The 24594-nt window shown below is 62.2% G+C and carries 22 protein-coding genes; 15 read left to right on the forward strand and 7 right to left on the reverse strand.

Annotated features, from left to right (window positions below; translation table 11 throughout):
• Positions 1 to 213 precede the first annotated feature (213 nt).
• Complete coding sequence (locus QEN71_RS06960) at positions 214 to 1758, forward strand: tetratricopeptide repeat protein (protein ID WP_201656116.1); 1545 nt, start codon at positions 214 to 216, stop codon at positions 1756 to 1758.
• Between the two features lie 54 nt (positions 1759 to 1812).
• On the opposite strand, the gene QEN71_RS06965 is transcribed toward QEN71_RS06960, so the two are convergent.
• Both QEN71_RS06965 and QEN71_RS06970 read right to left on the reverse strand, forming a co-directional pair.
• A complete protein-coding gene (locus tag QEN71_RS06965) occupies positions 1813 to 3153 on the reverse strand; it encodes an APC family permease (RefSeq protein WP_201656119.1) in 1341 nt (446 codons plus the stop codon).
• Between the two features lie 158 nt (positions 3154 to 3311).
• Positions 3312 to 4157 (reverse strand): carbon-nitrogen hydrolase family protein, encoded by an 846-nt coding sequence (locus QEN71_RS06970; RefSeq protein ID WP_201656122.1) that lies wholly within the window; start codon positions 4155 to 4157, stop codon positions 3312 to 3314.
• 208 nt (positions 4158 to 4365) lie between these two features.
• Between QEN71_RS06970 and QEN71_RS06975 the strand changes: the two genes are divergently transcribed.
• Complete coding sequence (locus QEN71_RS06975; protein WP_201656125.1) at positions 4366 to 5184, forward strand: response regulator transcription factor; 819 nt, start codon at positions 4366 to 4368, stop codon at positions 5182 to 5184.
• A gap of 70 nt (positions 5185 to 5254) precedes the next feature.
• Here the strand turns inward: QEN71_RS06975 and QEN71_RS06980 are convergent, their stop codons facing one another.
• Both QEN71_RS06980 and QEN71_RS06985 read right to left on the reverse strand, forming a co-directional pair.
• A complete protein-coding gene (locus QEN71_RS06980; protein ID WP_201656128.1) occupies positions 5255 to 5947 on the reverse strand; it encodes an outer membrane lipoprotein in 693 nt (230 codons plus the stop codon).
• Between the two features lie 158 nt (positions 5948 to 6105).
• A complete protein-coding gene (locus tag QEN71_RS06985) occupies positions 6106 to 6231 on the reverse strand; it encodes a hypothetical protein (RefSeq protein WP_267909733.1) in 126 nt (41 codons plus the stop codon).
• 269 nt (positions 6232 to 6500) lie between these two features.
• On the opposite strand from QEN71_RS06985, the gene QEN71_RS06990 reads away from it, so the two are divergent.
• From QEN71_RS06990 to QEN71_RS07035, 10 genes are all read left to right on the forward strand, one after another.
• Positions 6501 to 6902: a DnaJ family domain-containing protein gene (locus QEN71_RS06990; RefSeq protein ID WP_201656131.1), complete on the forward strand. Its 402-nt coding sequence runs from the start codon at positions 6501 to 6503 to the stop codon at positions 6900 to 6902.
• The gene (gene tadA / locus QEN71_RS06995) at positions 6899 to 7558 is read left to right on the forward strand and encodes a tRNA adenosine(34) deaminase TadA (RefSeq protein WP_201656134.1); all 660 of its coding nucleotides are present in this window, start codon (positions 6899 to 6901) and stop codon (positions 7556 to 7558) included. The genes QEN71_RS06990 and tadA overlap by 4 nt, the downstream gene beginning before the upstream one ends.
• A gap of 13 nt (positions 7559 to 7571) precedes the next feature.
• Positions 7572 to 8498, forward strand: a complete 927-nt coding sequence (gene ldcA / locus QEN71_RS07000; RefSeq protein ID WP_201656137.1) for a muramoyltetrapeptide carboxypeptidase — start codon at positions 7572 to 7574, stop codon at positions 8496 to 8498.
• Positions 8499 to 8825: 327 nt separating this feature from the next.
• Entirely contained in the window at positions 8826 to 9542 is a 717-nt protein-coding gene (locus QEN71_RS07005; protein WP_201656140.1) for a GntR family transcriptional regulator, read from the forward strand.
• 392 nt (positions 9543 to 9934) lie between these two features.
• Positions 9935 to 11431 carry an NCS1 family nucleobase:cation symporter-1 gene (locus QEN71_RS07010; protein WP_201656143.1) on the forward strand — a complete coding sequence of 499 codons (1497 nt, stop codon included), beginning with the start codon at positions 9935 to 9937 and terminating at the stop codon, positions 11429 to 11431.
• 42 nt (positions 11432 to 11473) lie between these two features.
• Positions 11474 to 12328, forward strand: a complete 855-nt coding sequence (locus tag QEN71_RS07015; RefSeq protein WP_201656146.1) for an aspartate/glutamate racemase family protein — start codon at positions 11474 to 11476, stop codon at positions 12326 to 12328.
• A gap of 155 nt (positions 12329 to 12483) precedes the next feature.
• Positions 12484 to 13437: an allantoinase PuuE gene (puuE, locus tag QEN71_RS07020; protein ID WP_201656149.1), complete on the forward strand. Its 954-nt coding sequence runs from the start codon at positions 12484 to 12486 to the stop codon at positions 13435 to 13437.
• Entirely contained in the window at positions 13434 to 13955 is a 522-nt protein-coding gene (gene uraD, locus QEN71_RS07025) for a 2-oxo-4-hydroxy-4-carboxy-5-ureidoimidazoline decarboxylase (RefSeq protein WP_201656152.1), read from the forward strand. The genes puuE and uraD overlap by 4 nt, the downstream gene beginning before the upstream one ends.
• Before the next feature lie 77 nt (positions 13956 to 14032).
• A complete protein-coding gene (gene alc / locus QEN71_RS07030; protein ID WP_201656155.1) occupies positions 14033 to 15046 on the forward strand; it encodes an allantoicase in 1014 nt (337 codons plus the stop codon).
• The gene (locus QEN71_RS07035; RefSeq protein ID WP_201656158.1) at positions 15043 to 15555 is read left to right on the forward strand and encodes an ureidoglycolate lyase; all 513 of its coding nucleotides are present in this window, start codon (positions 15043 to 15045) and stop codon (positions 15553 to 15555) included. The genes alc and QEN71_RS07035 overlap by 4 nt, the downstream gene beginning before the upstream one ends.
• 1110 nt (positions 15556 to 16665) lie before the next feature.
• Here QEN71_RS07035 and QEN71_RS07040 read toward each other — a convergent pair.
• Positions 16666 to 17856, reverse strand: coding sequence for a urate hydroxylase PuuD (locus QEN71_RS07040; protein ID WP_201656161.1), 1191 nt, complete (start codon positions 17854 to 17856; stop codon positions 16666 to 16668).
• Positions 17857 to 18092: 236 nt separating this feature from the next.
• Positions 18093 to 18446: a hydroxyisourate hydrolase gene (gene uraH / locus QEN71_RS07045; protein WP_201656164.1), complete on the reverse strand. Its 354-nt coding sequence runs from the start codon at positions 18444 to 18446 to the stop codon at positions 18093 to 18095.
• A gap of 631 nt (positions 18447 to 19077) precedes the next feature.
• Between uraH and QEN71_RS07050 the strand changes: the two genes are divergently transcribed.
• A complete protein-coding gene (locus QEN71_RS07050; RefSeq protein ID WP_201656167.1) occupies positions 19078 to 20487 on the forward strand; it encodes an 8-oxoguanine deaminase in 1410 nt (469 codons plus the stop codon).
• 62 nt (positions 20488 to 20549) lie between these two features.
• On the opposite strand, the gene QEN71_RS07055 is transcribed toward QEN71_RS07050, so the two are convergent.
• A complete protein-coding gene (locus QEN71_RS07055; protein WP_028370402.1) occupies positions 20550 to 21479 on the reverse strand; it encodes a LysR substrate-binding domain-containing protein in 930 nt (309 codons plus the stop codon).
• 301 nt (positions 21480 to 21780) lie between these two features.
• Between QEN71_RS07055 and QEN71_RS07060 the strand changes: the two genes are divergently transcribed.
• Positions 21781 to 23394 carry an ABC transporter ATP-binding protein gene (locus tag QEN71_RS07060; protein ID WP_201656170.1) on the forward strand — a complete coding sequence of 538 codons (1614 nt, stop codon included), beginning with the start codon at positions 21781 to 21783 and terminating at the stop codon, positions 23392 to 23394.
• 76 nt (positions 23395 to 23470) lie between these two features.
• Complete coding sequence (locus QEN71_RS07065) at positions 23471 to 24571, forward strand: ABC transporter permease (protein WP_201656173.1); 1101 nt, start codon at positions 23471 to 23473, stop codon at positions 24569 to 24571.
• Positions 24572 to 24594 lie beyond the last annotated feature (23 nt).

Below are 24594 nucleotides of genomic sequence, written 5' to 3' on the forward strand. Positions count from 1 at the left end.
TGCTGACAACGTGCGTATCGTGGTCCGCGCTGCGGGTGTTCCGGATTTGTCCTATTTTTCAAGCGGGTCGGACGCGACGGTCGGACTTGACACAACTTACTTGACACAACTTAACAGCCGCCAGGCGACGCGATGGGATCATGGCCGACCGCCCGTCGTGTAGCGTCCGACGGTTCAGCGCAACAGCTTCGCGACGGCGACGGACATCATCGAATGACAGATCAAGCAGACATCGACGGGCAGTTCACGGCAGCGTTGCAGGCTTTTTTCTCGAACCGGCACGACAGCGCGCGCACGCAACTCGATGCGCTCCTTCAAGCGCGGCCCGAACACGCGGGCGCGCTGCATCTGCGCGGCCTCGTTGCGCTCGAAGCAAAAGAGCCGGGCGGCGCGGCGCACTGGATCAAACGCGCGCTGCGCGTGCGGCCCGATCCGATTTTCTACAACAGCCTGAGCGTCGTGCAGATCCGCGCGGGCGAGTTTGTCGAAGGGGCACGCAGCGCGCGGCAAGGAATCGAACTTGCGCGCAGCGAGCCGTTCATGTCGATCGATACGTCGATTCTCGCCTTCAATCTCGGCGTGGCGCTGCAACTGAACGACGATATGGAAGCGGCCGAGCAGGTCTATCGCGACGTGCTCGCGGCAAACCCGGTCCATTCCGGCGCGCACAATAATCTCGGCCTCGTGCTGAATGCGCTCGGCGACGTCGAGGCGGCGATCGTGCATCATCGGCGCGCGTACGATCTCGATCCCGCGAACCTCGAAGCGCGCAGCAACATCGGCCACATGATGCTCGCGGTGGGACGGTACGAAGAAGCGTGGCCGCATTTCGAGTATCGGTGGGCCGCGCTGGGCAACAATCGCGGCGAACGCGGCGTGCGGCCCGCCGAATTGCCCGTGCCGCAATGGCTGGGCGAGCCGGCGACGAAGCAGGACGCGCGGCTCTTCATCGTGTACGAGCAGGGACTCGGCGACGCGTTGCAGTTCAGCCGCTTCTTTCCGCTTGCGCTCGATCACTTCGGGACCGTCGGCTTCAACTGTCCGAAGTCGCTGCGGCGGCTGTTCGAGGATTCGTTTGGCGAGCGCTATCCGCGCTTGCAACTGTTCGACGACTTGCCGGCTGACTGGAGCCAATGGGACTGCCATTCGCCGATGCTCTCGCTGCCGATGGCGCTCGGCATCGGCTTGCAGAATCTCGACAGGGCGCTGCATCGGTATCTGCGCGTCGATCCGCAACGCGCCTCGTACTGGCGAGCACGGCTGGCGCAGGTTGCGCCGGAGGGCGTGCCGCGCATCGGCATCGTCTGGGCGGGCGGCAAGATCAACGCGCATATGGATCGGATGCGCAGCATCGCGCCCGCGCAGATCGAGCGTCTGCTCGCGTGGCCGCGTGCGCAGTGGATCAGCTTGCAGAAAGCGGACGATGAATCGAAAACACTGACGGCCGCGCATCGTACGAACATGACCGACTGGATGAGCGAGATCGCGGATTTCGCCGATACGGCGGCACTCGTCGATGCGCTCGATCTGGTGGTTGCCGTCGATACATCGGTCGCGCATCTCGCTGCCGCGATGGGCAAGCGCGTGTGGCTGCTGAACCGCTACGCCGGCTGCTGGCGCTGGCTTCGCGAGCGCAAGGATAGCCCGTGGTATCCGGGCATGCGTATCTTCAACCAGTCGCAGCGCGGAAACTGGGTCGACGTGCTGTCGACCTTGATCGAAGCGCTCGAAGCGGAATTCCCCGCGCGAGCGCAATAAAACAGATGCGTCGGACGCGCTTCGCCACTGCGAAGCGCCCGTCTGGAAGTTGGATCAGATCGCCACTTCAGGCGGCGCCTGGCGGAACAGCCGCGTGATCCAGCACAGATACGCGATACCCAGCACGAACCACACCGCGCCGAGCACGAGAGCGGTTTTCTCGAGGCTCGCGAGCAGCCAGATATCCGACACAGCGCCGATCAACGGAAACACCAGCCCGCCGAACACGCCGATCTTGCGGTCGCCGTGATCGCCCGACAGATACACGCGGATCACGCACAGATTGACGGCCGTGAACGCGAGGAACGCGCCGAAGTTGATGAACGACGTCGACGTGGCCACATCCAGCTTCAGCGCGATCAGCCCGACGATGCCCGCAATCGCGATGTTGATCGCGGGCGTCTTGAAGCGCGGATGGATGAAACCGAAGATGCGTTTCGGCAGGATTTCGTCGCGGCCCATCGCGTAGAGCAGCCGCCCGACGCTCGCCTGTGCCGAGATGCCCGACGCGAACTGCGCGAGGATCAGACCCGCGAGAAACACCGTCACGAAGATATCGCCGCCGATCATTTTCGCGACTTCGAACGCGGCCGAGTCCGTGTCCTTGAAGTCGACGCCGGGATGCGCGAGCTGCATCGTGTACGCCGCGATCACGAAGATTGCGCCGCCGATCAGCGCGATCAGCAAGATCGCGCGCGGCATGTTCTTTTTCGGATCGATGGTTTCTTCCGTCAGCGTCGATACGGCGTCGAAGCCGAGGTACGAATACGCGGCAATCGCGGCGCCCGCCATCGTCGCGCCGAGTGGCACGTGCGGCTTGAAGAACGGCTCGGCCATCGCGATGCCGCCGGGCGCTGCCGCCGCCGACGCATAGTGCCAGCACAGCGCGACGAATATCGCGACGATCGCGAGCTGCACGATCATCAGCACGATGTTGAAGCGCGCCGCAAGCTCGATGCCGACGATGTTCAAACCGCTCGTCAGCACGATGAACGCGACGATCCAGATCCACGACGGCACGTGCGGAAACGCCGCGTTCAGATACGCGGCGCCGATCAGCCAGATCACCATCGGCAGGAAGAAATAGTCGAGCAGCGTCGCCCAGCCGATCAGGAAACCGAGATGCGCGTTGAAGGTCTTGCGCGTATACGTGTAGGCCGAACCGGCGACGGGAAAGAGCCGCGCGAGCTTGCCGTAGCTGAGCGCTGTGAACGCGATCGCGATCAGCGCGAGCAGGTAGGCTAGGGCGGCCGTGTCGTCGCTGGCCTTGGCGAGCACGCCGTAGGTGCCGTAGACGATCAGCGGCGCCATGTAGGCGAGACCGAACAGCAGCACGGACGGCAAGCCGAGCGTGCGCTTCAGGTGCGACGGTTCATGGGAAGACGACGCTTGCATGATTTCTCCTGAGCCTGCGAAGGCCGATATGGATGTCGTTTGGATGCCTTATGACGGGCATTTCTGACGGGCATGAACGTTAGTGCAGCGGACGTGAGCCCGCACGCGTGAAGCGCAAGCTCCACGCGTTGCTTCCTGCACGAAAGTGCTGAATGCGTTTAGTCGTTGCGCCGGCGGCGCGCTTCGATCATCAGCGCGCGTTGGCCATTCGATTGCTCGACAGGCACGAGACCGAGCGGCACGCGCGCATCGTGCAGATAGTTGTAGTGCTCGCGGCTCGCTTCGAGACGCTTCAGGTCGATATCGGCCTTCGTTACCGTTTCGTCGCCGCCCAGTTCGAGCACGGTTTCGCCGAACGGGTCGACGAGCGCGGACAGGCCTGGGAACGTGAGGTTGTCGTCGCCGGAACCGCAGCGGTTCACCATCAGCGCGAACATCTGGTTCTCCATCGCGCGCGCCTGGATCGCGCGGCGATGCACGGGGCCGAACGGGTCCATGTTGCCGTTCGTGACGATCAGCAGATCGGCGTCGAGCGCGGCGACGGCGCGCGCCGACTCGGGGAATTCGATGTCGTAGCAGATCAGCAGGCCGACCGTGAGGCCGTTCCACATGCAGGTTTCGAACCGGTCGCCGGGCGTGAATACGCCGACATCCGATGCCCACAGATGCGTCTTGCGGTAGCGCAGCGCAATCTCGCCGCGTTCGTCGACGAGCACGGTCGTGTTGTAGAACTGCGAGCCGTCGCGTTCGGCGAGGCCTACGGCAACCGCGACGCCTTTCTCGCGGGCTGCGTTGCGCACGGCGGTGAGCGCCGGGCCGTCGAGTGTCTGTGCGACATCGGCGATGTTGTCGCGCGTCGGAAAGCCTGACAGCGTGGTCTCGGGAAACACGATCAGCTTCGTGCCGACCGTCGTGTCGACGCGTTCGATCGTCTCGATGACCTTGCGGGTGTTGTGCGCGACGTCGCTGTCGATCAGCGCGAGTTGCGCCAGTTCTACCTGCATGATGTTGCCTCCTTCCAGATGCCTTTCAGTGGCGCGTTTCACGCGTCGTATGCACTTTGATGCGATGCAGTTGGCTGCATGTCGCTGCGGCATTTTTGTGCAACGAAGAATAGTGCGTGTGCGCCGGTCTGTCGTATTGCGATCGATTATCGGGGTATTATTTTTGTCCGCAAATTACCCACGAGGGTTACCCTCGCCGGAGGACACGATGGACTTCGAATGGCGAGATCTCGCTTTTCATCGGGAGATCGGTTCGGCCATCGATGCCCTCGATGGTCCGCATTTCTGGGCGCGTCTCACGCGCGTGCTCGAACGGCATGTCGGTTTTGACAGCTGGGTCGCGTTGCGCTTTCAACGCGATGCCGCGCCCCTCGTGCTCGCCGAGCAGGCGATGCCCGACGGCAAGGTCGATCTGATGTTTCAGGATTATCTGGCCGCGCTCTATCAGCTCGATCCGTTCTATCTCGCTGCGTTCGAAACGCAGGCTTCAGGTTTCTACACGCTCGCCGACGTCGCGCCCGACAACTTCCGCATGACCGAGTACTATCAGCGGTACTTCAGGAAGAACATCGTCGGCGACGAGGTGCACTTCAATGTCGTGATCGATCGCGATCACACAATGGGCTTTTCGCTTGGCAAGACGAGCCGTTACGACGAGCGCGAAATCGCGTTGCTCACGCTGTACTCGCCGTGGGTGCTCTCGTTGATGCAGCAGCGCTTGCGCTTCGAGAAGTTCGTCGTCGAAGAAGTGCCGCGTGCTGCGGAGAGCGAAGAGCCCGATCTGCATGCGCGCTTCGGTATGCTGACAGGCAAGAGCGGGCGCGGCGCGTTGACGGCGCGCGAAATCGAAGTGGCGATGCTGTCGCTGAGTGGGTTTTCGTCGCGCGCGATTGCGGAGAAGCTGTCGATCTCGTTCGAAACCGTGCGCGCGCACAAGAAGCATATTTACGCGAAGCTCGGCGTCGGATCGCAGTCCGAACTATTCGCGATGTTTTATGAGCCGGGGAGAACGGTTGAGCCGGAGTGAGGCCATTCGTGTCGTTGACGCGCGCTGCGCTCGGCGGATGAGCGCAACGCGCGTTCCAGGACTTTAAAGCTTAATAGCGGTCAAGCCGGTTGCCCGCGATACGCACGCGATCGCCGGGATGCAGGTCGCCCGGCGAGCCGACATCGAATGCGCGTGTCGAGCCGTCGTTCAACTGCACCGAGATCCGGTAGCCGCCCGGCGACGATGCGCCTGCCTGCTGCCCCAGCTGATTGCCCGCGACCGCGCCGCCCAGCACGCCGATCGCCGTTGCCGCATCGCGCCCATGGCCGCGTCCGAACTGATTGCCGATCACGCCGCCCACGACTGCGCCGATCACCGTGCCCGCGACGCCGCCCGTCGTCACGGCAGCCGGATTCGCGAGCGGCTGGATCGACGAGACCACGCCGTATTGCTCGCCATAACCATAGCCCTGTTGCGGTTGCGGCTGCTGTTGATAGGTCTGGTTGTTTTGCCAGTCGGACTGATCGTCGTAGCCGGGTTGCTGGTACTGCGGCTGTTGATACTGCGGCTGCTGTGCATACGGCTGCTGATATTGCTGCGGCTGCGCGTAAACGGGTGGCGCCGGTTGCGCGTACGCAGGCTGCGTCGCGTAGCCCGAACCGTACGATGAGCCGTACTGGGATCCATAAGTCGAGCCATAGGGCGAGTTGCCGGGCACGACGCAACCTGCGAGCGGAAGCGTGACGCAGAGCGCGAGCAGCGTCGTTCGGACGAGAGGGCGAGCAAAACGGGTGTGGGTCATGTTACGTGTTTGTCGTGGCGCCACCAGCTGTGGACGGCGACGAGTATAGGGAAACGCGCATCGCTATTGATGGGCGGCCCGCGTAACAGTGTGTAAATTGCGCGTCCGATAAAAACGGTTTGCGAAACGATCGCGCGTAAGGAGGGAAAGCGAGGAAATCAGAAGTGAAAGCCGATGCCGCAATTGCCGCCGAAGCCGCTGAATCCACCGAAGCCGCCCGCAATGCCGCAGAACACGCCGCAACCGGACAGCGCTATCGATAACGCGACGCCGGCGATGAGCATGACGCACTTTCGCAAAGTGCCTGCGCTCGAAAATCCGCCGCGCAGATGCCGCCGCGCGCTCCGTTTTGGCTGAATCGAGACGATGGCGGGTGAGAGTTTGTGATGAGACATGATGGGGCCGAGTGCGGGCAAAACCGACAACCATATCTGGGCCGAGAAAGCTATCCCATACGACAAATCCTAAACCTGGGTGTGTCCTCTAGGCGTCTGACAAATTCATTTCGCGACACCCTGATAAAATGGCCGAGCCGCAACGTAGTGGATTGCAAATGAAATTGCTTGATGCACTTGTCGAACAACGGATTGCCGCTGCCGCCGCGCGTGGCGAGTTCGATGATTTGCCGGGAGCGGGCGCGCCGCAGGTTTTCGATGACGACGCACTGGTGCCCGAGGAAGTTCGAGTAGCGAACCGCATTCTGAAGAATGCGGGTTTTGTGCCGCCTGCCGTCGAGCAGCTGCGGGCGCTGCGCGACCTGCAGAATGAACTGGATGCCGTCAGCGACCGCAGCACGCGGTGCCGTCTGCAGGCGAAGATGCTGGCGCTCGATATGGCACTGGAATCGCTGCGCGGCGGTCCGCTCACGATGCCGCGCGAGTACTGCCGGCGGATCGCCGAGCGCCTGTCGGAGCGTGTCGCCGAAGAACCGGCCGCCGACGCGGGGCCGGCGTGAGCATTGGCGTCGATCCGGCCGGGTTGCCGTCCGCTGTTCCCGTTTCTTCCGACGATCTGCTGGATGCCGCGCGCGCTGAAGCCGACTCGACTGAGAGCGGCGCCGCACCACAACCCGTCGCCGTTTCCGAACGCGATCGCCGCTTCATGGCGCTCGCGCAGGCCGCCGCCGAAGAGGCGCGCGCCGCCGGCGAAGTGCCCGTCGGCGCAGTGCTGGTCCGCGGCGACGAAGTGATCGCGAAGGGCTTTAACCATCCCATCGGCGGTCACGATCCTTCCGCACATGCCGAAATGGCAGCGTTGCGCGCCGCCTCGCAGACACTCGAAAACTACCGGCTGCCGGGCTGCGAACTCTACGTGACGCTCGAGCCGTGCCTGATGTGCGCGGGCGCGATCATGCACGCGCGGATCGCCCGCGTCGTGTTCGGCGCACGCGATCCGAAGACGGGCGCGTGCGGCAGCGTCGTCGATGCCTTCGCCAATCCGCAACTGAACCATCACACCACGGTGATCGGCGGCGTGCTCGAAGAGGAGTGTGGCGCTGCGCTGCGCTCATTTTTCGCCGACCGCCGACGCGCCGCGCGGGAAGCACGCGCCGCGCTGAAAAATGAACCCGGCGCCGCCGATGCGCTCCAAGGCAGCAACCCGATCAACTGACCGCTCACCAAACATGGCCCGGCATCGCACCATCGAACTGATTGCGCCTTCGGGCTATCCGCACGATCCCAATGCCATCCACCTCGCGCTGAAGCGTCTGCGCGCGCAAGGGCATCACGTCGAGAATGTCACCGCGACGCAGCGGCGGTTTCAGCGTTTTGCCGGTACGGATGCCGAGCGGGCGGCGGAAGTGAATCGGCTGGTCGATCCGTCGCGGGAACTGCCCGATATCGTGCTCGCCGTGCGCGGCGGTTACGGCGCGGTGCGTATCTTGCACGGGCTCGACTATCGGGGCCTGCAGCGCCGCCTGCGCGATCAGCCGATCGCGTTTTGCGGACACAGCGATTTCACGGCGCTGCAACTGGCGCTGTTGTCGCAGGCTGGCGTGACGACCTTCGGCGGCCCGATGCTCGCCGTGGATTTCGGCGCGGAAAACGTCAGCGACTTCACGATGAAAAACTTCTGGCACGCGCTGACGTCGGAGAGTTTCACCGTTTCCAGCACGACGCCGCAGGCGCAGACCGTCGATGTCACGGGCACGCTGTGGGGCGGCAATCTGGCCGTGCTCGCGTCGCTGGTCGGCTCGCCGTATATGCCGCCCGTGGAAGGCGGGATCCTGTTCGTCGAAGACGTGAACGAGCAGCCGTTCCGGATCGAGCGGCTGATTTATCAGCTGCATCTGGCGGGCATTCTCGAACGGCAGCAGGCGCTCGTGCTCGGCGATTTCTCGGGCGGCAAGCCTTTCGACTACGACAATGGCTACGACCTCCGTGCGATGGTCGAGCAGGTGAGGTCGGTGATCGGCATTCCCATCGTGACAGGTCTGCAGTTCGGCCACATTCCCGATATGGTGACGCTGCCCGTCGGCGCCGAAGCGCATCTCGTCGCGGGGGCGCATGGGTTCAAGCTGGCGGTATCGGGGCATCCGGTGCTCGATTGACCGAAGCGTCTCGGTCGCGCGGCATTGAAGGCGAGTTCGGCTCGCCTTTATTTTTGAGCTACGAATGCAACTAACGGTCTTGTTTTTCATGATCCCCAAAAACAAACGCCCATCGCCCGAACCAGATTTTGTTGACAAAATAGCTTGCAGGGTCGACGGCGATCGAGCAGTCTATGCACGCGCAACGCCCATGGGGAAAGGCTTTCCGACGATTTCGACAACTTTTGGGCTCGTCAGTCCAAACCAAAATTGTCGAAAATCGGCAGCCTAAATTGTTGACAATTTTTATGTCCATCCTAAGATGGACCACATAACACGACGCTCATCATGTCCGAGACACTCACCGCAGCCTCGAGCAGCACGAAACCCGAAGCGATCGCCGAGCGCATTCGCGCCGCGATCCTCGAGCATCGGCTCGCGCCTGGCGCGAAATTGACGGAAGCGCAGTTGTGCGAAGTGTTCGGCGTCAAGCGCGGACCGATCCGCCAGGCGCTGGCCCAGTTGGCCACCGACCGCCTCGTCGATCTGGAGCCGAACCGCGGTGCATTTGTCGCAAGTCCGTCGCTACAGGAAGTGCATGAAGTGTTCGAAATGCGCCGGATCATCGAACTGGCGGTAGTCGAGAAAATTTGCGCGAGCCAGGGCTCGCGGCGGTTGAAGAGCATCGGCGGAATGATCGCGCGGGAACGCAAGGCGTTCGAATCGCGAGACTTTCCAGCGTGGATCCGGTTGTCGGGCGAGTTCCACACGGAACTCGCGACGCTGACGGGCAACACGGTGCTGTGCGATTGCCTCGGCGGGCTGGTGGCGCGCTCGACGCTGATCTCGGCGCTGTACGAATCGCTGGGCCGCAGCCCGTGTTCATTCGAAGACCACGAAGCGATTCTCGCAGCGCTTGATGCAGGCGACGCCAAAACGGCAGGTGCGCTGATGTCGCGCCATCTGCAGAGCGTGGAGTTGAAGATGCTGGATCGGCCGGCGAGCGGTGGGACCGATCTGCACGAAGTATTCGGCATGCGCGCGCCCAAAGGCGCTGCCGGCTGACGATTGTCGACGTGCGAGCCGACGCCTGCCCGCGCCCGCGGGCGGTGCGCGCCGCACCGAAGTGAACGGTGATTGACCAGAAAGTCGGCCTGTCGATCCACAGGACGATTGCGATCTGACCGGACGCGAGCCACACCCGCTCGCGTCGAGACCGAAAGACCGTAAGGCGATGGACGCTCATCCGGCGGCCACGCTCACGCGGCAAAGCCTTGCAGGTAGGCGCGGAATGCCTGCCGGGCCATCAAAACAAGTACGTAAGTACGGAGACATCCGCGGCAACCTGTACGCGATACGCATCGGCACATGCCACATAGTGGGCTTGCCGTGCGCCTGGCATACACGATGCAGTGCCCGTCGATCGACCTCGACGTACCCATCCCCAGGAGGAATTCATGGCTCAGTTCAGTGCAGCACCGGATAGTTCGGCAATCCCCGATTACGAGAGCGGCGCGCAAGGCGGTCATGCGCTGCCCGCAGGCTACAGCGAACGCCTGTACAACGAAGACCTCGCGCCGCTCAAGCATCAGACGTGGGGCGCCTACAACATCTTCGCGTTCTGGATGTCGGACGTGCATAGCGTCGGCGGCTACGTGTTCGCAGGCAGCCTCTTCGCGCTCGGTCTCACGAGCTGGCAAGTGCTGATCGCGCTGCTGGTCGGCATCACGATCGTCAACATGCTGTGCAACATGATCGCGAAGCCGAGCCAGCAGAACGGCGTGCCGTATCCCGTCGCGTGCCGCGCGACGTTCGGCGTGCTGGGCGCGAACGTACCTGCCGTGATTCGCGGCCTGATTGCCGTCGCGTGGTACGGCATCCAGACTTATCTTGCATCGAGCGCGCTGGTGATCGTCGTGCTCAAGTTCTTCCCGCAACTGCTACCTTATGCAGACGTGCATCGTCACGGTTTCATGGGCCTGTCGACGGTTGGCTGGACCGGCTTCATGCTGCTGTGGGTGCTGCAGGCACTCGTGTTCTGGAACGGCATGGAGACGATCAAGAAGTTCATCGACTTCGCCGGTCCTGCCGTGTACGTGGTGATGTTCATTCTCGCCGGCTACATGATCTGGCGTGCAGGCTGGCAGAACATCGGCATCAACCTTGGCGGCGTGAAGTATCACGGCATGGAAGTCATCCCCGTGATGATCACGGCGATCTCGCTGGTGGTGTCGTACTTCTCGGGCCCGATGCTGAACTTCGGTGACTTCTCGCGCTACGGCAAGAGCTTCCGCAGCGTCAAGCGCGGCAATTTCTGGGGCCTGCCCGTCAACTTTCTCGCGTTCTCGCTGGTGACGGTCGTCACGACGGCAGCGACGCTGCCTGTGTTCGGTGAACTGATCACCGATCCCGTCGAAACAGTCGGCCGTATCGACTACCCGACGGCCGTGATTCTCGGCGCGCTGACGTTCACGATCGCGACCATCGGCATCAACATCGTCGCCAACTTCGTGTCGCCTGCATTCGATTTCTCGAACGTTGCACCGAAGCTCATCAGCTGGCGCGCAGGCGGCATGCTGGCTGCAGTGGCATCGATTTTCATCACGCCGTGGAACCTGTTCAATAACCCGGCTGTGATCCACTACACGCTCGACGTGCTCGGCAGCTTCATTGGACCTTTGTACGGCATCCTGATCGTCGATTTCTTCCTCGTGAAGCGTCAGAAGATCGTGCTGGACGATCTGTACACGGTGTCGGAAAAAGGCTCGTACTGGTATCACAATGGCGTGAACTATCGTGCAGTTGCAGCACTGCTGCCGGCTGCAGTGATTGCAGTGATCTGCGTGATGGTGCCGTCGCTGAATGGTCTCGCGAACTTCTCCTGGTTCATCGGCGCAGGCCTCGGTGCAGTGTTCTACAGCGTGCTCGCACGCAACCTGCCGCGCGGTGCATGAAGCGTGCATGACAGTTCATCAAATGCAGTAACGGGAGTCGACATGCGTATCAAACTGATCAACCCGAACACGACGCAACGGATGACGGAAGCGATGGGCCGTTGTGCGCGCGACGTCGTGGCGCCGGGCACGGAGCTGGTGGCAGTGAGCCCGACGATGGGCCCGCCGTCGATCGAAGGCTATTACGACGAGGCGCTCGCCACGCCGGGGCTGCTCGCGGAAATCGAAGCGGGCGAGCGCGAAGGCTTCGATGGCTATGTGATTGCATGTTTCGGCGATCCCGGCCTGTATGCGGCGCGCGAACTGGCGCGCGGCCCGGTGATCGGTATCGCGGAGGCGGCGATGCATGCGGCGAGCGTGCTGGCGCCGGGCTTCTCGGTAGTGACGACGCTGTCGCGCACCTGCGGCATGGCCTGGCATCTGGCCGAGCGCTACGGCATGAAGCGTTTCTGCCGAAACGTGCGGGCAACGGATGTCGCCGTGCTCGAACTCGATCAACCCGGCTCCGCTGCGCGCCGCATCATTCTCGACGAGTGCCGCCGTGCACTCGACGAGGATGGGTCGGATGCGATCGTGCTCGGCTGTGCGGGGATGGCCGAGTTGTGCCGGGAAATCGAGGACGCGTTGGGCGCGCCTGTGGTCGAAGGGGTGACGGCCGCCGTGAAGTGGATCGAGGCGCTTGTTGCGCTGCGGCTGGCAACCGCCAAGCGCGGCGATTACGCGAGGCCGCTGCGCAAGCGCTATGACGGCGAGTTCGCGCGCTTCAGCCCGACAGGCGAGCAGCCCGCAGCTGCTCCCGCGCAGCACCCGGCCAGCGACGCGCTGCTTCGGGTTAACGCGAGCGCATTGCGCGCCGACCCTGCCGCCGATATTGCACCGCACATACACTCAGTCTGACACGCACTATCTGCCCGGGTGTATGGGCGCACCCGGGTGTTTTCGCTACACTGGTTCAACCCTGCCGGCCTTGCCGTAGCGCGTTTCCCGCTTGCACGACGTCCGCCGGCGCATTTGCAGATCATCTGCTCGTCAACCGCTGCGCCATTTACATCATGTCACTCGACCCGAACTACCCGCGCGATCTGATCGGCTACGGCCGCCACCCTGTGCAGGCGAACTGGCCGGGACGCGCACGCGTCGCAGTCCAGTTCGTTCTCAACTACGAAGAGGGCGGCGAGAACTGCGTGCTGCACGGCGATCCGGGCTCGGAGCAGTTCCTGTCGGAGATCGTCGGTGCGGCCTCCTATCCGTCGCGTCACATGAGCATGGAGTCGATCTACGAATACGGCTCGCGCGCGGGCGTGTGGCGCATCCTGCGCGAGTTCGAAAAGCGCGGCTTGCCGCTGACGGTGTTCGGCGTCGGCATGGCGATCGAGCGGCATCCTGAGGTCGCGCGTGCGTTCGTCGAACTGGGGCATGAGATCGCGTGCCACGGGTATCGCTGGATTCACTATCAGGACATGTCGCCGGAACGCGAGGCCGAGCATATGCGCCTCGGCATGGAAGCGATCGAGCGCGTGACGGGCCAGCGTCCGCTCGGCTGGTACACGGGTCGCGACAGTCCCAATACGCATCGGCTCGTCGCCGAATACGGCGGCTTCCTGTACGACTCCGATAACTACGGCGACGACCTGCCGTTCTGGATGAACGTCGACGTGACGGGCGGCGCGACAGTGCCGCATCTGATCGTGCCGTACACGCTCGATACCAACGACATGCGATTCGCCACGCCGCAAGGCTTCAACACGGCGGACCACTTCTTCACGTATCTGCGCGATGCATTCGACGTGCTCTACGAAGAGGGCGACGAAGCGCCGAAGATGCTGTCGATCGGCATGCACTGCCGGCTGCTCGGGCGCCCTGGGCGCTTCCGCGCGCTGCAGCGTTTTCTCGATCACATCGAAAAGCACGAGCGCGTGTGGGTCACGCGCCGCGTCGATATCGCGCGGCACTGGCGCGAACATCATCCTTACCAGCAACAGGACAACCGCGGGGCGGCCGCATGAAGGCGATGCAATACACACTGGACCAACTGAACAGCATTTCGACCGACGCGTTCGTCGCAGCGCTGTCGGGCATCTTCGAACATTCGCCGTGGGTCGCCGAAGTCGCGGCGGCGCAGCGTCCGTATGCGAGCATCGACGCGTTGCACAAGACGATGTCGCATGCCGTCGAAACAGCGGGCGAGGCAAAGCAACTCGCGCTGATCAATGCTCACCCGGAACTCGCGGGCAAGGCGGCTGTGCGCGGTGAACTGACGGCCGAATCGACGCGCGAGCAGAGCGGCGCCGGACTCGATCAATGCACGCAGCAAGAGTTCGACAAGCTGTTGAGCCTGAATGCTGCGTATCGCGAGAAATTCGGCTTCCCGTTCATTCTTGCGGTGCGCGGCTATGACCGGCACGGCATCATCGCGAACTTCGAGGCGCGCGTGAACAACAGCCGCGCCGATGAACTGCGTGCGAGCCTCGACCAGATTTATCGCATCGCGCGTTTCCGGCTCGACGATCTGATTCACGCATGATCGTGGGCTGATCGCCAGGCAAGCGACGCCGACACGCGCACACACAAAGCAACAACCAGACAGCAAGGAAGACAACGATGGCACTCCCGATTCTCGATCCCAACGCTCCCGAATTCACACGCCGTTTCGTGAATCTCGCGGACCCGCGTCTCGGCGCGCAGGCGCTCGAATCCAGCGACGATTTCTTCGCGCCGAAAGACCGCATGCTGAATCCGGAGCCGGCCGTTTTCATTCCGGGCAAGTACGATGAGCACGGCAAGTGGATGGACGGCTGGGAAACGCGCCGCAAGCGCACGACGGGCTATGACTGGTGTGTCGTCAAGCTCGCGCGTCCGGGCGTGATCAAGGGCCTCGATATCGATACGAGCCACTTCACGGGTAACTTCCCGCCGGCGGCATCGGTGGAAGCGGCGCGTGTTGTCGATGGCGCGCCGAACCAGTCGACGCAATGGACCGAAATCGTGCCGTCGACGACGCTGCAGGGCAACAGCCATCACTACCTCGACGTGAGCGATGCGAACGCATACACGCATTTGCGCGTGAACATCTATCCGGACGGCGGCATCGCGCGTCTGCGTGTGTACGGTCAGCCGCAGGTGAACTGGGCGGGCGCGAGCCGCACCGATCTGTTCGATCTCGCCGCGATGGAAAACGGCGCGTATCTGGTCGCTGCGAACAACCAGCACTTCGGCGCTGCGTCGACGCTGCTGATGCCGGGCCGCGGCGTCAACATGGGCGATGGCTGGGAAACGCGCCGTCGCCGCGAGCCGGGCAACGACTGGGCGATCGTCGCGCTTGCCCAACCGGGCGTCATCAAGAAGATCGAAGTCGATACCGCTCACTTCAAGGGCAACTATCCGGATCGCTGCTCGATTCAGGCTGCGTTCGTGACGGGCGGCACCGACAGTTCGCTGATCACGCAGGCGATGTTCTGGCCCGTGCTGCTCGGCGAACAGAAATTGCAGATGGACAAGCAGCATTTCTATGAAAGCGAAATCGCTGCGCTCGGTCCCGTGACGCATATCCGCTTCAACATCATTCCGGACGGTGGCGTGTCGCGTCTGCGTCTGTGGGGCACACTCGCATCATGAAGACACTCGCCATCGAACCGCTGACACGCGAGGCGTTCGCGCCGTTCGGCGATGTGATCGAACTGGACGGCGCGAAGCAGATCCCGATCAATCTCGGCACGACGATCCGGTTTCACGATCTCGCGCATGTCGATGTCACGGATGAGGGCGGCCGCACGCTCGTCAATCTGTTTCGCGGACAACCGCGTGTGCTGCCGTTCGAAGTGAAGATGATGGAGCGGCATCCGCTCGGCTCACAGGCCTTCATTCCGCTGAACGACAAGCCTTATCTTGTGGTGGTTGCGCCTCGTGGTGAACTGGTCGAGTCGGAGATTCGTGCTTTTGTCACGAGTGGATGGCAAGGCGTGAATTATGCGAAGGGCGTGTGGCATCATCCGCTGCTTTCGTTGGGGGAGGTGAGCGATTTCATCGTCGTCGATCGTGGTGGCGAGGGGCTTAATCTCCATGAGCTCGATTTGCGGGAATCGCTGTGGTTGACTGAAGAGGCTTTGAGTTCTGTTGTGGTTTGATTGCCTGCGGCGTTTTTGGTTTTTTGTTTCTGGAAAGCCCATTGCGGATTGGATCTGCGGTGGGCTTTCTGGTTTTTGCTGTTGGCGATGTGATTGTTTTGCTGATTTCGCTGGCATCCACGATTTCGTATCGGTGCTTCAGGCGTTGCAGTCTCAAGGTACAAAGGGAGTTTTTGTTCCAGGTCGAAACCGACAAGAGGGACTACAGGGGTGGCCGTTGTGTTCGAACGGCACCGCACCTGGCAAGCAACGCGACAATGTGATCTAGAGCGGACATGGGATCGTCGGCCGAGACCATGATGAGAGCCAGCTCGGTATGGGTGTGAAAATACTTATCGTGCGAGACGACAGGTTTGATCAATTCGACGAGTTGCGTGATTTCAGAAAGCAGGGCACTTCTATCCCCCCCCCCCCCGAGCGTCGTAGACAGACTCTCTACCGTCCGTCTGCGAAGCACCCTCGCCAGCACAAGACAATCGCTTGGGTCGATTTTGGGATCGCCCATCGCACCCTCCCCGAGATACACCGTGTCGAAGCAGCATAGCTCAACGTCGAGTCGGAGAGTTTGTCCAAAATGGAAGGGTTTCGGACATCGTCAGAAACGTTAAAGCGCGCGCAGATCGGCGATCTACTGGCCCGTGCTCAACAGCCCTCGGATGAATGAAAGCGGCCTATGGGAAACGCAGTGTTTTGTGGCGCGGAAGCCTGCACGTGGTTTTTCGCAAATGGGTGGGAGCTGAACAGCGACGCAGACCACTGAAAACGCGCTCGAAGTGGGTGAGGCATCCGGTGAGGACGCTTGCAAGGAACATACGGTGAGGTGCGCTGTCGCGTGAAGGATGGGGACGTTGAGGACCCGTGGGTTGAGACATGCGCTGGAGATGTGAGCGGTTTTCTTTTGCCTGTTTTTCTTTGCCGCTGCAAAGAAAAGTAGGTGCTGCCTCGCACAGGGGCAACGCTAGCAAACCGATACGAAATCGCGGATGCCAGCCGAAAGCAAAAACCAGAAAACAAACAATGGCGACTAGGTCGCAGATAAAAAAACGGGCCGTCGTGCAAAACGAACAGCCCGTGAACCTTGGGGAAAAACGGGCTCACGCCCGTGACACCTCAGTGCGCACCGCCCTGAAACCAGGCAGCGATCTTCTGACGCTCGTCGTCAGTCATATGCGTGACATTCCCCAGCGGCATCGCCTTCAAAGTCACAGCCTGCTGATAAATCCGCTGAGCGTTCGTCGAAATCTCTTCAGGCGTATCGAGCAGCACACCGGCAGGCGCACTACCCATCATCGACGGATGCGCCGAGTGACACGCAACGCAACGTTGCTGCAGCACAGGAACGATATCGGCGACCTTCACGACAGGCGCATTCGCGGCCTCGGCAACAGGCACGACAGGCCGCGGCATCGTCCAGAACAGCGCACCGAACATCAGCGCGACGCCGCCCAGCGGCAGATACCACAACACCTGGCCGCGATGACGCATCACGAAGAACTGACGGATGAGCGCACCCGCCAGCATGATGACGACCAGCACCGCCCAGTTGTACGGATGCGTGTACGTCATCGCGTAGTGGTTCGACAGCATCGCGAACACCACGGGCAGCGTGAAATACGTGTTATGCACCGAGCGTTGCTTGCCGCGCTTGCCGTAAATCGGGTTCGGCGTGTCGCCCTTGAGCATCGCATCGACCATCTTGCGCTGGCCGGGAATGATCACGAAGAACACGTTCGCCGACATGATCGTCGCGAGCATCGCGCCCATGATCAGATACGCCGCGCGGCCCGCGAAGATGTGACACGCGAGGAACGCCGCGATCAGCACATAGATGCCCACGCAGATGCCGAGAACCTTGTCCTTGTTGCCGAGCAGCCGGCACAGCGAGTCATACACGATCCAGCCCGCCGCAAGGAACCCGAGCGCCGAGAAAATCGCGACGACGGGACCCATGTCGAGCACGTTCTTGTCGATCAGATACGTGTTCGGCGCGAACAGGTACAGCACCGTGAAGAGACCGAAGCCGGACAGCCACGTCGTGTACGACGGCCACTTCGACCAGTGCAGGTCGTCGGGCATTTCAGGCGGCGCGACGGTGTATTTCTGCATGTTGTAGAAGCCGCCGCCGTGCACGTGCCACAGCTCGCCGAATACGCCTCGACGGCGCTGGTTCGGATCGGTCGGCGGTTTCAGGCTGTTGTCGAGTGCGACGAAATAGAACGACTCGCCGATCCATGCGATCGCGGCGATAACGTGAAACCAGCGAATCGCAAGATTCAGCCAGTCGGTAACGAAGCCTTCCATGAAACTCCTCCACTCCTGATTCGTTGTTCGCGCAGCATCTCGAGTGTTGCGCGGCATGCGGGGTTATTGCGCCGGTGCATGTCCGTCAGCGGATCAATGCATGCAACGGCAGTCGGGTGAAATCGGATGCCGATCGGCCGCGTTTGACTGGCTTGCGCTTCGCGTATGTCTCCAAGTCATCTGCGAAATGCACCCACGCGCACGATCATGCATACGACACCGGTTCGCTTTTCGCGTCAGCTGCCGCGGTAAGTGCTGTACGACCACGGCGATACCAGCAGCGGCACGTGATAGTGCGCACCTGCATCGGCAACGCCGAAGCGAAGCACGACGCGGTCGACGAAGCGCGGTTCCGGCACTTTGGTGCCGATCGACGCGAAATAGTCGCCCGCATGGAACACGAGTTCATATTCGCCGACGGTAAGCGTCTCGCCTTCGAGCAGCGGCTCGTTGCAGCGGCCGTCGTGATTGGTGGTGGTAGTTTTGAGCGCTCGGCGCGTGTCGCCGGAAAGCGCAAAGAGTTCGACCTTGATATCTGCGCCGGGACGGCCGTTTGCCGTGTCGAGCACGTGGGTAGTGAGCTTGCCCATTCGCGATTGTCCTTGTGTAGATGCGAGGTTTCAGCGGCGGCCCGATCCATGACACATTGCGGCGGATCGAGGCTCCACGTCAGTGGCTACATACCCGTCGGCGGATTGAAACGAGCGCCGTGACATCCATTGTAGAAACATTGTTCACCTTCGCGAGCGAGCGATAGGAAAGATAATCGCTGACGCATGACGCCCCGCCGGGAGCCGCTGAACAGGCAGTCCACTGCATGCACGACGGGCGGCGGTGCCCGCGATTCCGATCGTACCGGCGCCAAAAATGCCGACTATATGCGCGGCGTGAACTCCGGTATCGCAATCCCGTGAGTTGCCAGCGCAATTTTGTCGCCCGAAGGTTACGTCCATGCGCGGCTCAGCCGTGCATCCCGAAGACGGCGGAACACGCTGGGTAACCGGGCCAACTGCGTTCGAACGGACGCGGCGGCACGGTAGCGTGCCGGCGACATCGCGTTCGAACGACTTTTGCTTCTTGCCCGGAATCCGCGCGCTGCGGCGACGGCACAACGATGCAGCTTTGGTGGCCACATGCAGCAGAAGTGGTCCGGGGAGCAGCATCGTGCATCGGCCTCATCGGCCTGATCGGCGGCGGCACAGGGCAGCACTGGAGAAACGAATGACGATGCAAACCAATGCAACCGGTTTGACCCGAACAGATGACCAGCGCGGCAGGACGATGCTGGTCCGGCATGCGGATGTACTGGTCACGATGGACGGCGAACGGCGCGAGTTACGCGACGGCGGCCTCTATATCGAAGGCAACCGGATCGTTGCCGTCGATCACACGGACGCATTGCCTGATACCGCCGACGAGATCCTCGACATGACGGGTCACCTCGTGATTCCCGGCCTGGTCAACACGCACCACCACATGTATCAGAGCCTGACGCGCGCCATTCCCGCTGCGCAGGACGCGGAGCTGTTCGGCTGGCTGACGAACCTGTACAAGGTGTGGGCGAATCTCACGCCGGACATGATCGAGGTGTCGACGCTGACGGCGATGGCTGAACTGCTGCTGTCGGGCTGCACGACGTCGAGCGATCACCTGTACATCTATCCGAACGGCAGCCGGCTCGACGACAGCATCGCGGCCGCGCGCCGTATCGGCATGCGATTTCATGCGAGCCGCGGGAGCATGAGCGTCGGACAGAAAGACGGCGGTCTGCCGCCGGATTCAGTCGTCGAACAGGAAGCGGACATCCTGAAGGACACGCAGCGCCTGATCGAGACGTATCACGACGATGGCCGCTACGCGATGCTGCGCGTCGTCGTTGCACCGTGCTCGCCGTTTTCGGTGAGCCGCGATCTGATGCGAGAGTCGGCTGCACTGGCGCGCCACTACGGGGTGTCGCTGCATACCCATCTCGCGGAGAACGTGAACGATATTGCATACAGCCGCGAGAAGTTCGGGATGACGCCGGCAGAGTATGCAGAGGATCTCGGCTGGGTCGGACGTGACGTGTGGCATGCGCACTGTGTGCAGCTCGACGACGCCGGCATCCAGCTGTTCGCCCGCACGGGAACGGGCGTCGCGCATTGTCCGTGTTCGAACATGCGGCTCGCGTCGGGCATCGCGCCCGTGAAAAAGATGCGGCTGGCGGGCGTGCCCGTCGGATTGGGCGTCGACGGATCGGCGTCGAACGATGGCGCGCAGATGATTGCCGAGGTGCGTCAGGCGCTGCTGTTGCAGCGGGTTGGTTTCGGCCCGGACGCGATGACCGCGCGCGAGGCGCTCGAAATTGCGACGCTCGGCGGCGCAAAAGTGCTGAACCGCGACGATATCGGCGCGCTGGCGCCCGGCATGGCGGCGGATTTCGTATCGTTCGATTTGCGTCAGCCGTTCTTTGCCGGCGCGCTGCATGATCCCGTCGCGGCGCTGGTGTTCTGCGCGCCTTCGCAGGTCTCGACGAGTGTGATCGACGGGAAGGTTGTGGTGAAAGACGGTGTTTTGGCCACCGTCGATCTTGGGCCGGTGATCGAGCGGCACAACAGTCTCGCAAAGACGCTGTACCAAACTGCAGCTTGAGTGATGCACTAAAACGCAAAGCGGCGGTTCGAAACCGCCGCCTGCAAGATAGTGCGAGTGCGTTACTTGTCGATCAGCGTCTTGGTCGCTTCGGCGACGAGACTGCGCAGCCAGCGCACTTCATCGGAGTAGTGCACGCGTTCATGCCACAACTGGTAGTACTGCATCGGCGGGAAGTCCAGCGGTGCGGGCACGACGGTCAGCGGCAGGAACTTCGCGTAGTAGTCGGCGAACAGGCGCGTCGTCGTGAAGATGAGGTCGGACTTGATCAGGACGTACGGCGCGAGATTGAAGTAGGGCAGCGTGACGACGACATGCCGCTTCAGGCGCTCGCGCGCGAGATGCACGTCGATCGCGCCGCGCTGGCCGACGGAATAAGGTGTCGGCGCGAGATGCGGCGCGTTCAGGTACTGGTCGAGCGTTAGTCCGCCGCGCTTGGCGAACGGATGCGTGTTGCTCATCAGGCACACGATCTGGTCGACAAACAGATTGGACAGATGCAACTGCTCGGGCGGTTCCGGCCAGTTGCCGACCACGATATCGAGCTTGCCGTCTTCGAGCGCCAGTTCGTAGTCGAATGCAGGTCCGAGCGAGTGGAATTCGAGTGTCGCGTTCGGTGCAGCCTGACGGAAGCGCTCGACGACAGTTGGCACGAACAGCACGTTCAGGTAGTCCGGACAGCCGATGCGGTAGCAACGGATCGAAGTCGCAGGATCGAAATTGTGCTGCTGAAATTTAATGCGTTCGATTTCGCGCAGTGCATTTTGCACCGGTTCGAGCAGACGCAGTCCGTACTCGGTCGGCACCATGCCGGACTTGCCGCGTACCAGAAGCGGATCGCCGGTGATGTCGCGCAGTCGACGCAATGCAGCGCTGATTGCGGGTTGGGACTGGTTCAGTTTGACGGCGGCGCGCGTGACGCTGCGCTCCATCAGAAGGGTGTGCAAGACGCGCAGTAGGTAAGTGTCGATCGCCTCGCGTTGCTGACTCATGACTTCTCCGAAATATATGTTCTGGCTGATCGATCGGGCTTGGGGGTATATGCGTTTTAATATAGAGATAGAAAGCCGTCAAGGGAGGGATACCCGCAAACCACGTAGCGGCGCGGCTTTGCGGGAATTTTGGCGGCTCGACTGAGAAGGGTGATTTCGGTATTGTCGATCGGCTGCAATAGCACGACACGCGCGTGCCGATCGGAGTTCGAGCGAAGTGCGCCCGGAAATCGACGGATATTCAAGCGGGAAGCACGCCGGGCGTAGCGTGCGGCCGGCCACACGCGTAACACGGAACAACATGAGCGACACATCGACAGGCAGCCCGACGGGCGGCACCCCACACGCAAACGGCGCGAACCGTCGCGGCGACGCCACACCGCGCCTCGCACTCACAGGCATCAGCAAGCAATATCCTGCAGTTCGCGCGAACGACGACGTCACGCTGATCGTCGCTCCCGGCGAAATACATGCAGTGCTCGGCGAAAACGGCGCGGGCAAGAGCACGCTGATGAAGATCATCTACGGCGCAGTGCACCCGGATGCAGGTGAAATCCGTTGGGAGGGTCAGCCCGTCGACATCGCGAATCCGGCGGCCGCGCGCAAGCTCGGCATCGGCATGGTGTTTCAGCATTTCTCGCTGTTCGAAACGCTGACAGTCGGCGAGAACATCGCGCTCGCACTCGACGAGCCGTTCGATCTGAAGGCGCTGGGCAAGCGCATTCGCGACGTGTCGGCCGAGTACGGTCTGGACATCGATCCGCAGCGTCACGTGCACAGCCTGACAGTCGGCGAGCGGCAGCGCGTCGAGATCGTGCGCTGCCTGTTGCAGAATCCGCGGCTGCTCATCATGGACGAGCCGACGTCGGTGCTCACGCCGCAAGCCGTGCGCAAGCTGTTTGCGACGCTGCGCCGCCTCGCGTCGGAAGGCTGCAGCATTCTCTACATCAGCCACAAGCTCGACGAGATTCAGGAACTCTGCGACACGGCCACCGTGATGCGCGGGGGCAAGGTGACGGGTCATGTGAAACCGCGAGACGAGACGCATGCATCGCTCGCGCAACTGATGGTCGGTCATTCACTTCCGGATTACGAACGTCGAGTGCATACGCCTGGCGACGTACTACTCGACGTGAAAAATCTTTCATCTGCGAGCGACGATCCGTTCGGCACTTCACTCGACGACGTGTCGTTCAGCGTGCATGCAGGTGAAATATTCGGCATCGCAGGCGTGTCGGGCAATGGCCAGGCGGAACTGCTGGCGGCGCTGTCGGGTGAACACAAGGGCCATCGCGCCGATGCCGTCATGATCTGCGGCAAGCCTGCGGGCAAGCTCAGTGCAGCGGCGCGCCGCAGGCTGGGTTTTGCGTTCGTGCCGGAAGAGCGGCTCGGACGCGGCGCAGTGCCGGCGATGTCGCTGGCAGAGAATGCGCTGCTGACAGCGCACCGTCAGCAGATGGTGCGCTCGGGCTGGATCAACGCGGCCGCGATGCGTGCGTTCGCGAAACGCTGCATCGAATCGTTCGATGTGCGCTGCGGCGGCGAAGGCGCGCTTGCACAGAGCCTGTCGGGCGGCAACCTGCAGAAGTTCATCGTCGGGCGCGAGATTCTCCAGGCGCCGAAGGTGCTGGTCGTCGCTCAGCCGACGTGGGGCGTCGATGTCGGCGCGGCCGCATTCATCCGGCAGCAATTGCTCGACCTGTCGGCGTGCGGCGTCGCGATTCTGGTGATCTCGGAAGAACTCGAAGAGCTGTTCGACATCTGCGACCGCATCGCCGTGATCGCGCGTGGGCGCATGTCGCCGACACGCAAGACGGGCGATACGAATGCGGAGGAAATCGGCCGCTGGATAGCGGGGCTGTTCGGTGAGCGTGAGGGCGCGCCGCCGTCGTCGGAGCAGCCGGCTCATGCATAACCGCAGCATGAACTGCGCACGCATGAATTGAAGTGCACTGAATGCAACTGCAGAGACCACACCGAAAAAACGCACAATGATTCTTCCGTATCGACTCGAAGCTCGCACGACGCCATCGCGTTCGATGCAGCTCGCCGTGCCGCTGATTGCCGCGCTCCTTACGCTGGCCATCGGCTTTCTGATTTTCAGCCTCGTCGGGCGCGACCCCGCGCAGGCGATGTTCGCGTTCTTCATCGAGCCGCTGTCGAGCGTCAACGGCTGGACGGAGTTGCTGCTCAAGGCGTCGCCGCTGTGTCTGATCGGTCTCGGTCTTGCCATCGGCTACCGCGCGAACGTCTGGAACATCGGCGCCGAAGGCCAGATGCTGCTGGGCGGCATCGCGGCGAGCGGCGTGGCGATCTACTTCGATCAGGCGACGGGCTGGTGGATCCTGCCGACGATGATGGTCGCGGGCGTGCTCGGCGGCATGGCGTGGGCCGCGATTCCCGCGCTACTCAAGAGCCGCTTCAACACCAACGAGATTCTCACGAGCCTGATGCTCACGTACGTCGCGACGCAACTGCTGATCTATCTGGTGAGCGGCCCATGGCGTGATCCGCAGGGCATGAACTTCCCGCTCTCTGAAATGTTCTCAGGCGACGCGCTGTACCCGACGTTCTACGGCGACTGGCATTGGAAATTTCTGAAGGGCACGCGTCTGAACGCATCGATTCTCGTGACGATTGTCGCGATTCCGCTCGTGTGGCTCTTTATGCGCAAAAGCTTTGCGGGCTTCCGGATGAACGTCGGCGGCCTCGCGCCGCTGGCTGCGCGCTACGCGGGCTTCTCGGACAAGAAGACGATCTGGACGTCGCTGCTAATCAGCGGTGGCCTGGCGGGTCTGGCCGGGATGGGCGAGATCGCCGGGCCGATCGGGCAATTGCAGGCGACATGGTCGCCGGGCTACGGGTTCACCGCGATCATCGTCGTGTTCGTCGGGCGGCTGCATCCCGTCGGCATCGTGCTCGCGAGTCTGTTGATGGCGCTGCTTTACCTCGGCGGCGAAGCCGTCCAGACGTCGATGCAGTTGCCGCAGGCGTTGTCGGGCGTGTTCCAGGGACTGCTGCTGTTCTGTTTGCTGGGCGCAGATCTGTTCGTCAATTATCGCGTGCGCCGTCGCGGTATCGCGGCCTCTTAAAGCCGTCTGAACGCGGATCAAAT

Source organism: Paraburkholderia sabiae (assembly GCF_030412785.1).
Lineage (GTDB): Bacteria > Pseudomonadota > Gammaproteobacteria > Burkholderiales > Burkholderiaceae > Paraburkholderia > Paraburkholderia sabiae.